Below are 11,112 nucleotides of genomic sequence, written 5' to 3'. Positions count from 1 at the left end.
GGCGCTCTCTATGCCTGCAAAAAAGGTTCCCGGAAGTTTCCCCCGCACCGTCCTTCCTCCCTCCACCGACAGGCTGGGTTCATCCGGCGGATATATTAAATTCATGGGGGGATTTTGTCGGGGGCAGCGGATTGCACTGGCAAACTGGATCGAGTAGTCCCCATTACATAGTGATATTAGCTGCTATGCTGGTCTCAATTCAGTTCTGTTCCATCACTTCTCCTGGTGGTCATTCCACGAAGCAGATAACAATCTATCTCTCCCTTTGATATTCTATCCATAAAGTATTTACAGATTCGTATCCCCCCTTAATATCCTTTCCTCGAAGCCAATACAGATCCACCGCTCCCGCCCAGCGCTCCTCCGAGGCGGAAGGTTTTCTTTCCGACTGGATGAACCAGCTGTATGGGCGCGTGGCAGGGCTCTTCTGGATGCGTCTTTAGGGAATTACTGCCACTTCATCAAAATGGAAGCCAGCATATGAACTTTCCGCAGGGGCTCCACCCCTGCGGAAAAGACGACTAAGCGAGAATGCATCCGGCATTCTCGTGCATGTCGTCGGTGTTCATCATGCTGGCTTCCATTTTGATTAGTGGCAGTTATTCCCTAAATCCGCATCCAGAAGAGCCCTGTCACGCGCCCATACAGCGTCCGTTCCCCCACTCCCCCAAAAAATCTCACGCCTCCGGCTGCATCCACCCGTTATAGTATAGGAGGGTGTCGGCTATTTGTCTTCGATATTCTCGTGGGGACATTTTTAAGGTCTGCAAAAAGTTGCGGTTAAAGCTGGATACGGAACCAAAACCTGTGTTTTCTGAGATACTCAGGATGGAATCTTCAGTGGTACACAGCATGTTGCATGCTTGTGCAATCCGTACCTGATTTATGTATTCTAATGGAGACATCCCCATGATCTGGGAGAATACTCTCCGGAAATGGGTGGGACTCCAGTGGCATAATTCAGCGAGTGTCTCGGTCGGAAAGGATTCCATGTAATTTTCTTCAATATAATCAAGTGCAGGTGTGAGTACCAGTGTATTAGACGGGCTCTCTTCTTCTGATATGCATTTGACCCGGACCGTTTTCAGATTCTGGATGCGGTACAGTTCAATATATAGGGACAGGAGCAGCCCTCTGGTGCTCAGCTGGTAGCCTGGTTTTTTCTCTGTCATTTCTGAAATGATCTGCATAGCCAGGTTGTATATTCCTTCGGAATCTTCTTTCTTTAATATATATTGGTACCCCTTTTCCTCGTCCGGTGAAAGATTTATGTTTTCCCAGGAACCGGGCATCCAGCTTCCAAATAGTCTGCCGGGATCAAAAAACAGATAAGACCATTTGCTTTTTCTGTCCTTATCAGAATAAGTGGTGTGGGGAATGTTTTTGGGAATACATGTCACATCGCCTGCCTCAAATGACAGGGACTCACCATAGAATTCTATTTTTCCGCACTGGGAATGACAGATTCCTACTTCCAGGCAATTATGAAAATGCAGGCGCCCGCTCGGAATATCTGATATCTTCCAGTGTTCCCCTGTCAAAAGCAGTACAGGAAAATATTCCGGTAGATGATAGCTGCGGAATTCCGTTATTTTATATTCTCCTTTTGAAATACTTCTTCCTTCCATACCCCACTCTCCCTTTTTTCTGGTTTTCTAAAATTAATCCGGTGCAATATATATTCTGTCAGACTGTCCGCTTCCGACTTTCAGCATTCTGTTTGATTTTTATTTTATCATAATTGGTCGTTTTTGCACACTTTTTTTATCTGGTTGATTAGAAGCCATTCGACATTTAAAGGATAATGTATTTACATACATAAAACACAAAATTCAAAAATAGAGAGGTGACCAGATATGAGTACAACAAAAGGGGGATTTACTCTTCCCGGGGAATCCGGATATGAAAAATTAACGCTTGAGATGGCGGAAAAATGGGGGGCGGATGTGATCCGTGACAGCGACGGAACCGAGCTTTCCGATGAAATTCTGGATGCAGGTTACGGGATTTATTCCACAATCTGCATAATCAGAGACCATAATGACTGGGCAAAAAAGAACATGGACAAACTGCAGCAGACTTTCCTGATCACTCATCCTGTAACCGCGGTGAGTGATACACTGGCTATTTCCTTGATGGAAGATTTCTTTGACGAACAATTTACAGTAAATGACACTCCCGATGCCCTCAAATACTGGCAGGTCTATGACAGAACCACCGGACAGGAGGTTCAAAGGACACAGTGGGAATACTCCGCCAATGAACAACAGGTACGGTTGAAAAGAATTACGCCCTGGCACAAGTACACGGTTTCCTTTATGGCTTACCGCATCTGGGAAGAAATCTCCATGTATAACCATACCACCAATCACTGGGATAAAGAGCATTTAATGCAGATCGATCCGCGCTACGAAGAGGCACAGGATTACCTGCTTGGCTGGATGAAAAACTGGTGTGAAGCTCATCAGTCAACAACTGTTGTCAGATTCACTTCTATGTTCTATAACTTTGTCTGGATCTGGGGCAGCGACGTAAGGAACCGGCATCTGTTTACCGATTGGGCATCCTACGATTTTACCGTTAGCCCGAAAGCACTGGATCTGTTTACAGAGACATATGGATACGCCCTGACCGCGGAAGATTTTGTGAATCAGGGAAAATATCACGTTACTCATATGCCCGCTGACAAAGCCAAGAAAGACTGGATGGAGTTTATCAATGATTTTGTGATCGACTTCGGAAAAAAACTGGTTTCAATGGTTCATGACTACGGCAAAAAGGCCTATGTTTTCTACGATGACAGCTGGGTAGGAATCGAACCTTACAACGGGCGTTTTGAAGAATTCGGCTTTGACGGAATGATAAAATGTGTCTTCAGCGGCTATGAGGCGCGTCTTTGCAGCGGCGTCCCTGTGGAGACCCACGAACTCCGGCTGCACCCTTACCTGTTTCCTACGGGGATTGACGGTTCCCCTACTTTTCTGGAGGGGGGAAATCCGAAAGGAGAAGCGCAGAAATACTGGCAGTCCGTAAGGCGTGCTATTCTAAGAGCACCTATCGAACGGATCGGGCTTGGCGGCTATCTGCACCTGGTTGAAAACAGCCCGGAATTCGTGGAGTATATTGCCGATACCGCGAATGAATTCCGCATGCTCAAAGAACTTCACAGCCATGGGAAACCTGCCGTGTTAAAACCGAGGGTGGCAGTGCTCCATTACTGGGGTGCCCTGCGCTCCTGGACATTATCCGGACACTTCCACGAAACGTATATGCATGATTTAATTCATATCAATGAAAGCCTCGCAGGACTTCCTTTTGATGTCTCATTCCTCAGCTTCGAGGATGTAAAAAACGGGGCATTAAAGGATATTGACGTTGTAATCAATGCCGGTTATGCCCAAAGTGCATGGAGCGGCGGAGACTGCTGGAAAGATGAGCAAACCGTGAGCCTGCTGACCGAGTGGGTTTATAATGGGGGAACCTTCATCGGTGTTAACGAGCCTTCCGCAGTGAATGGATACGACACCTTCTTCCGCATGTCACATATCCTGGGCGTTGACGAAGATACAGGTGCCAGAGTATGCCACGGCAAATGGACATTTAACGCAAATGCTCCGAAGGGACTCTTCCCTTCCGGAAGTTATGTACATGCCCGAAAAGGGATATATCTGACGGATGGCAAAGCATCTGTCCTCAGGGAAGAGGATGGCATACCCGCTGTTACCTCCTGTGAGTTTGGTTCCGGCAGGGGCATCTATCTCGCATCCTACGAGCTCTGCCCGGAGAACACACGGCTGCTTATGAATCTCCTTCTTTATGGAACAGGCGAACCGCTTATGCCGGAACTTGTGACAGACAACCTGCATACGGAATGCGCGTATTATCCGGAAAGCAGCATGCTTGTCGTGATCAATAACTCAGCACAGGAACAAAAGACTTCCGTAAAAGTAAACGGGAAAACCACCGAATGCCGGTTGGAAAGCTATGGAATTTATTGTGAGCAGGTTTGATGCTGCTGTAGATAAGGGGACGCCTGGCAGAAGCGTGGAGCGGGACTGCACCTCGGCCGGGTGACGCCGGAAAAAAAGAAGGGGGATTGGGAGCTTTCCGCTTATGGAAAAGTGCTAACACAAAATAAGAGGTCCATGAGGGCACGGACAACATGCAGCCAGAAAGCCTGATGCTTTCTGACTTAAGTTGTCCTGGAAAGTGATTTGGTAAATCACTTTCCATCCCTCATGGGCCTCTTATTATGCCTCAAATATCCCGGCAGCCTTTTTCAGTTCTTCCCTGATATGAATATGCTGCGGACAGACTTCTTCGCATTTTCCGCATTCTATGCATGCAGAAGCTTTATTCCAGCCGTGCCCCTCGGTATTCCATGTATAAGAACCGCTGGCACTTTCCATATTACCATAGATATTCAGCATATTGACCGCCTGAAATGTTCCGTAAATAGCAATGTTCTCAGGGCAGCCTTTCATGCAGTACGCGCAGGCTGTACACGGCACTGTAGGAATCTCACTCAGCGCCTTCTGTACCTTTTGGACGGCTTCCCGCTCTTCCTCTGAAAGAGGCTTGAATTCCTTCATATAAGACAGGTTATCTTTCATCTGACTGATATCAGACATCCCGCTCAGCACTGTAATGATACCTTCCAGAGACGCCGCATAGCGGATTGCCCATGAGGATACCGATGCATCGGGATTGACCGCCTTAAAAATATCTTCAAGCTTTTCTGGAAGTACTGCAAGATTGCCGCCTTTTACCGGTTCCATGATAATGATTTCTTTGCCGTGTTTTCTGGCTGTTTCATAGCACAGCCTTGATTCAATCGTCGGATTGTCCCAGTCCGCGTAATTAATCTGAAGCTGTACAAAATCCATTTCAGGATGAGCCGTAAGGATCTCATCCAGCAGATCCGCTTTGTCGTGGAAAGAAAATCCCAGATTGCGGATCAGCCCCTGCGCTTTCTTCTCCGCAAGAAATTCCCAGATACCAAAGTCATCGAATGCCTGTGTTCTGTGTTCCCCAAGATTATGAAGCAGATAAAAGTCAAAATATCCTGCCCCTGTCCTTTCCAGGGAAGTTTCAAACATCGCTTTTGCCTCTTCTGCATCCTTCACCCCATCCCAGGCAGGAAGTTTAGTTGCCAGAAGGAACCGGTCCCTCGGGTAACGGTTTACCAGCGCCTCTTTGACCGCGGCTTCACTCTTGCCCTCCAGATATCCATAGGCAGTGTCAAAATATGTAAATCCCGCCTCCAGAAACATATCCACCATCTGCTTTGTCTGATCAATATCCACATCCCCGCCGTTCATTGGAAGGCGCATCAGCCCAAAGCCCAGCTTCGGTATATTGCCGTATTGTTTTTCCATTCCTGTTTTCCTCCATTCTGCTGCCAGCATAATTTTAAACAACACTCTGGTAGCATTATATAATAATTTCAGAGAAAAAAACAGACCTGCAGACCTACATTTTAAAGCACCTGGAATAAACTTACTCCAGGTGCTTACTGTTAGCTGCCAAAAGATTTCATTACAATGTGGATATTCCTCCATTCCGACCTGCAGAATGTTTTTACTCAGCCAGTGCTTTTACTTCTTTATATTTTTCCAAATCCGAATACAGCTCTCCCTTATACGGATTTTTCTTTGTCTTCATAATCCGGTATATCATATAAATAAACACCGCTGCATTGGCAAGCAGTGCCAGCAGACTCATGACAAACAAAAATGACGTATTAGGGGCTGCACTGGCAACCTGATAGATTCCGGCATCTTTTAATACAGTGAATCCGTCAGAAGCCAGAATTCCCTCCTGGATTGCCGCATCTGCAATTGCCTTGCTGGATGCCGAATGGACCAGCCACTTACTTGCATCCTGAAACGCCGGGAACGTCTGGGCAAACATACACCACAGTGCAAGCGTATGGGCACGATGCTGCAGCCAGGCGCCTTTTCCCAATGTAAATGCGCATACGGTCGGGGCCAGAAGAAGCGCAAATCCGCAGTACCACGCATGGGTAGGCAGGCAGTTGTATGTATAGGCAAAGTTCCATAAATCATAGGCCACGATCCAGAACCACATCATATCCGGCCAGAGCATGTCACGGCTGTTATCATTTGCCGTCTTCCTGCGGATACAAATGCCGAACCATCCGGATATCGTAATGATATTCAGTATACCTGCGATGCCGTTCATGATATTCCATGAACCGCCCACGTAATACTGCACCTGATTGTTCATATACTCAACCACAGGCGTTACATACTGGCTTACCTGAAAATCCCTGGAGCACGCTTCCAGAATATTAATCGCCAGAATCAGCGGTGGAAAACAAAGCGCGATCTTATTGTGCTGCAGCTTCTTAATATGGCGGATGCACCAGAACCCGATACATCCCGCTGTCGAAGAATATACCTTTGCCAGATGAAACCAGTCCATATAAGAGGTATCCTTCAGCGCGGTCAGCCATAGAACGGTCAGCACCACCGGCAGAATCACAAAACATCCGAACCCCACCCATTTAAAACGGCGGCTTAACTCATTGGCCGCAAACAGCGATATAAATACTCCAATCCATACAAGCCAGACTAATATGACCGGCACACTTTCTGTAAATACAAACATAAATAACTCTCCTTCCCTCTCAATGCCTTCAGCAGGCGGCAATCTCCTTTATATTAAACTCATTTCCGGCCACCAGCCACGTGGCTTCACCTCCGCAATACGGACACTGTTTTTTATACTCCAGTGTGGGAAAAGTTTTCTGGCAGTCCCCACAGATTGTGATTGCCGGTACTGTCTCTATCTTGAGCTCTGCCGCTTTCAGAAGTTCGGACTTCACCCGGAAATACTTCCAGCAGTCTGTCAGATAGTCCGGAATCACACCGCTTACTTCTCCAATCTCGAGCGTAACAGAAGCAACCTCTGTCAGTTTTTCTTCTTTTCCAATCTCTTCTATTGCACGGACCACATGTGTGACAAGCCCCAGTTCATGCATATTTCATCCCCATCTTTCCTTTTTGCGGTTATTTTTTGTAGCTATGAGCACTTAGTGACCGTACTTTAGTCACTTACGTGCGATGCATGAAAAATAGTTGGCAAGGTCTTTTGAAGCCTTACTATTTTTTGCTGCGGATAATCTTAATCTGCCGTTTTGCCGCATACGGCAGGATTGCTTTCATCTTATCCTCACTCTTCATCATCCTGCTTGCTTCAGGAATCTCTCTGCTCAAATGGATTGCGTCGAATTCGCATTTTGTTGTACAGACGCCGCAACCAATACACCGGTTCTCATCCACTACTGTTGCACCGCACCCCAGACACCGCGCAGTCTCTGCTTTTACCTGTTCTTCCGTAAATAAAAGGCGGGTATCCCGGAAAGTAGACGCTGCATGAACTCCGGTACTGTGCCCCGGTGCCTGACGGCCGGCGCGGTCATAGCTTCCATCCGGAATATCCAGATTTTTTTTATCCAGTTCCTTAAACTCCCGTCTGTTCCTTCCGATTGTCAGGCTCTGCCCGTCATGTACAAAACGGTGGATCGAGACTGCACCTTCTTTTCCGGCTGCAATGGCATCGATCGCAAACTTCGGTCCTGTATACACATCTCCTCCGACAAAAATATCCGGTTCACCGGTCTGATATGTCAGCGGATCCGCCACCGCCCCGTTTCCACGTCCCAGCTCAACTCTGGAGCCTTCCAGCAGGCTGCCCCAGATAATGCTCTGCCCGATACTCAGCAGTACATTGTCGCACTCCACGGTAATACAGTCTTCTTCATCGTATCGAGGACAAAAACGGCCTTCTGCATCGGTCACAGCAACACATTTTTTGAAAACAACTCCGGTTACTCTGCCATTTTCACCTAGAATCTCTTTTGGTCCCCATCCGTGATTCACAGTAATCCCTTCTTCCTGCGCCTCTGCCACTTCGTCTGCTGCAGCGGGCATTGAATTCTGATCCTCCAGACAATACATCGCAGTCCCGGATGCACCTGAGCGCACCGCACTTCTTGCCACATCAACTGCAACATTACCGCCGCCAACCACGATGGTCCGCCCGGTTAGCCGTATGTTTTCATCTGTGTTAACCATATGCAGGAAATCCACACCCGTCTGAACGCCCTCATACTCTTCACCCGGAATGCCTGCCCTGCGTCCGCCCTGGCATCCGATCGCCAGATAAAATGCCTGATAGCCCTGTGTGCGAAGTTCATCCAATGTGATGTCTTTTCCCACTTCTATTCCGCATTTGAACTCGACTCCCATCTCACGCAGTACCGCGATCTCCGCGTCTACGACTTCTTTCTCCAGCCTGAAACCGGGAATCCCATGGGTCAGCATTCCGCCCGGCTGTCTGTGCTTCTCGAAAACAGTTACCGGATACCCCTTTTGGGCCAGGAAAAATGCACAGCTCATCCCTGCCGGACCGGCACCCACAACCGCAATCTTCTGTGGATACGGTTTTCCGATCTGGTTGACCATCGGTGGAATATAACGGGTGTCTGCGTTGAGTTCCTGCATGGCAATAAATTTCTTTACCTCATCGATTGCCACTGCCTGATCGATCTCTCCTCGTGTACAGGCATCCTCACAGCGGCGGTTACAGATACTGCCGCATACTGCCGGGAACGGGTTCTCTTTCTTGATCAGTTTTAATGCATCCAGGTATCTTCCCTGGGAAGCCATGTTGAGATATCCCTGTACCGCAATATGCGCCGGACAATTTGTCTTGCACGGTGCGGTTCCGGTATCATAACAGTTAATCTGATTCTCATCCCTGTAATTCTCATTCCATTTCTCAGGCCCCCATTTTACTGCATCCGGCAGTTCCTGCACAGGGTACGTCACCGGCCCGTTTTTGGTGCAAAGCTTCTGCCCCAGCTTTGCTGCGCCGGAAGGACAATATTCCACACACTGTCCGCACGCGACGCAGTTGTCAGTATTTACCTTCGCAATATAAGCGGAACGGGACATATTCGGCGTATTAAAAAGCTGGGAAGTCCGCAGTGCATAACAGGAACAGACACAGCAATTGCAGATGGCAAATATCTTGTCTTCCCCATCGATGTTTGTAATCTGGTGCACCAAACCATTCTCTTCCGCTCTCTGCAGAATCTCCATAACCTCTGCTTCATCGATATACCGTCCCTTCCCGGTTTCCACAAGGTAATCGGCCATATCCCCCACACCGATGCACATATCCTCCTCCAGGTGTCCGCAGCCTTCTCCCTGAATTCGGCGGGAACGGCGGCAGGAACATGCGCCGACCGCATATTTTCCCTTATACTTCTGTACCCAATGGGAAATATGTTCAACGCTGACCGATTTTTGCTCCGTGGGTATCGCCTTCTCGACCGGAATCACATGCATCCCGATTCCGGCGCCTCCCGGCGGCACCATAGGCGTCACTTTCTCCAGAGGCAGGCGGCTCATCCGCTCAAAAAACCTGGCCACCTCATGATGTTCCTCCACTTGCTCCAGGTTCATGTTCATGAATTCCGCACAGCCCGGCACGAACATCGGCAGTATGTACTGTTTGTGGCGGTCCGCATTTTCCCAGTTATATTCCAGCAGACCGATCACGCTCATCTCCTGCAGCAGCTCTTCCGTTCTTTTCAGAGGCTTGCCGCATTTCTTCGCGATCTCTGCCGCGCTGGCCGGTTTTCTCACTTTCATCGCCAGGGCTACTTCCGCCATCTCATCCGTTACAACGCAGGCAAGCCCCCAGTATTCCGGATCATCCACTGTCACTTTATGCCCGATCCGATCCGTAATCTTCTGTCCCAGTTTTAAGATTAAAGTTCTCTCCTCTGCCATTCCTAACTCCTTTCCTCTTTCTGCCATTCCTTCACTTCTTCCCTGAGCCACTGCACCCATGCCTCTGTTCCCTCACCTGTGCGTGCACAGATTGGAATAATTTTTGCCCCGGGATTTCTCATTAAAATGTTCCTTTTACACTTTTCCATATCAAAATCAAAATAGGGGAGCACATCGATCTTATTAATCAGAACCACATCACAGATAGAAAACATCAGTGGATATTTCAGCGGTTTGTCATCCCCTTCCGGTACGCTCAAAATCATAGCATTCTTCACAGCACCTGTATCGAATTCCGCAGGACACACAAGATTCCCCACATTTTCCAGAATAGCCAGATCCATCTCGCCGCATTCCAGTCCTTCCAGCCCCTTCCGGGTCATATCCGCATCCAGATGGCACATGCCGCCGGTATGAAGCTGAATAGCCTTAATCCCCAGCCGCGAAATTGTTTCTGCATCCACATCCGAATCAATATCCGCCTCCATCACCCCAATCTTCATCTCATCTTTCAGCCGTTCAATCGTCCTCATAAGCGTAGTTGTCTTACCAGATCCCGGTGAAGACATCAAATTCAATAAAAACACCTTCTTCTCCTTCAGCTCTTCCTTCAATTCCCCTGCCCGTTTATCATTATCCGCAAAAACACTCCGCTTAATTTCCAGAACCCTGAATTCTCCCATTCTCATCTCTCCTTCGCCCGAAATATTGGTTGTACCACAATATGTTATCTTTTTAACATTGTATCATTTCATATAATACGTGTCAATTACAGCCTTCATTTTTGTACAATATGCGATATATATCAGCTCTTTTTAGTGCACTTTAACTTATTTATCCCCGTCTGGAATCTGGTATAACCACAGCCAAAATGTACATCCCAAAAAACACCCGCCGCACATACCCTTGAGGACAAGTCTGCAGCTGCTCCACGGAATCAGTTATCCCCAAAGAGCCCCCCGTAACTCATCCCCTACGGACGGGCCTGCATCCCCCCGCAGAATAATATACCGCTTCTCCCTCATAAAACCAGACTTACAAAACGCCTGCTATACCACACACCCATCCAGCCAAGATCCACCACTCCCGCCTTGAACGCCCCAGCGCTGTAACCGGAAATAGGGTTGTCTGGAGGTGTAGATAGGGCGGTTAGCTGGAGTAGAGTAAAATAGAAGGAAAACCGGGGTGATTCGTTTGATTCCGAATCAAACGAATCCCTGGCCCCAGCATGCGAAGCCATCAGGCTTCGGATGATGTGGCCAGGTTGCCCCGGTTTTCCTTCTAT

Annotated in this window: 8 protein-coding genes; 1 reads left to right on the top strand and 7 read right to left on the bottom strand. The window is 48.1% G+C overall.

The window, feature by feature from the left end:
• Positions 1-677: 677 nt before the first annotated feature.
• Positions 678-1,628, bottom strand: a complete 951-nt coding sequence (locus HMPREF0240_RS15580; RefSeq protein WP_009004369.1) for an AraC family transcriptional regulator — start codon at positions 1,626-1,628, stop codon at positions 678-680.
• A 228-nt stretch (positions 1,629-1,856) separates the two neighbouring features.
• Between HMPREF0240_RS15580 and gnpA the strand changes: the two genes are divergently transcribed.
• Positions 1,857-4,010: a 1,3-beta-galactosyl-N-acetylhexosamine phosphorylase gene (gene gnpA / locus HMPREF0240_RS15575; protein WP_009004368.1), complete on the top strand. Its 2,154-nt coding sequence runs from the start codon at positions 1,857-1,859 to the stop codon at positions 4,008-4,010.
• Between the two features lie 240 nt (positions 4,011-4,250).
• Here the strand turns inward: gnpA and HMPREF0240_RS15570 are convergent, their stop codons facing one another.
• From HMPREF0240_RS15570 to HMPREF0240_RS24855, 6 genes are all read right to left on the bottom strand, one after another.
• Positions 4,251-5,378 (bottom strand): aldo/keto reductase, encoded by a 1,128-nt coding sequence (locus HMPREF0240_RS15570; protein ID WP_009004367.1) that lies wholly within the window; start codon positions 5,376-5,378, stop codon positions 4,251-4,253.
• A 202-nt stretch (positions 5,379-5,580) separates the two neighbouring features.
• Positions 5,581-6,633, bottom strand: a complete 1,053-nt coding sequence (locus HMPREF0240_RS15565; protein ID WP_009004366.1) for a DUF5692 family protein — start codon at positions 6,631-6,633, stop codon at positions 5,581-5,583.
• Positions 6,634-6,661: 28 nt separating this feature from the next.
• On the bottom strand, positions 6,662-7,006 hold the full coding sequence (locus HMPREF0240_RS15560) for a hydrogenase maturation nickel metallochaperone HypA (protein ID WP_009004365.1): 345 nt from the start codon (positions 7,004-7,006) through the stop codon (positions 6,662-6,664).
• A gap of 121 nt (positions 7,007-7,127) precedes the next feature.
• The gene (locus HMPREF0240_RS15555; protein ID WP_009004364.1) at positions 7,128-9,854 is read right to left on the bottom strand and encodes an FAD-dependent oxidoreductase; all 2,727 of its coding nucleotides are present in this window, start codon (positions 9,852-9,854) and stop codon (positions 7,128-7,130) included.
• Complete coding sequence (gene hypB, locus HMPREF0240_RS15550) at positions 9,830-10,510, bottom strand: hydrogenase nickel incorporation protein HypB (RefSeq protein ID WP_009004363.1); 681 nt, start codon at positions 10,508-10,510, stop codon at positions 9,830-9,832. Before hypB ends, HMPREF0240_RS15555 begins: the two co-directional genes overlap by 25 nt.
• 338 nt (positions 10,511-10,848) lie before the next feature.
• On the bottom strand, positions 10,849-11,112 hold a 264-nt coding region (locus HMPREF0240_RS24855; RefSeq protein WP_207636767.1), incomplete at its 5' end, for a hypothetical protein.

It is taken from the genome of Clostridium sp. D5, from assembly GCF_000190355.1.
GTDB classification, from domain to species: domain Bacteria; phylum Bacillota; class Clostridia; order Lachnospirales; family Lachnospiraceae; genus Faecalicatena; species Faecalicatena fissicatena_A.
This window is presented reverse-complemented; position numbering and strand designations above follow the sequence as displayed.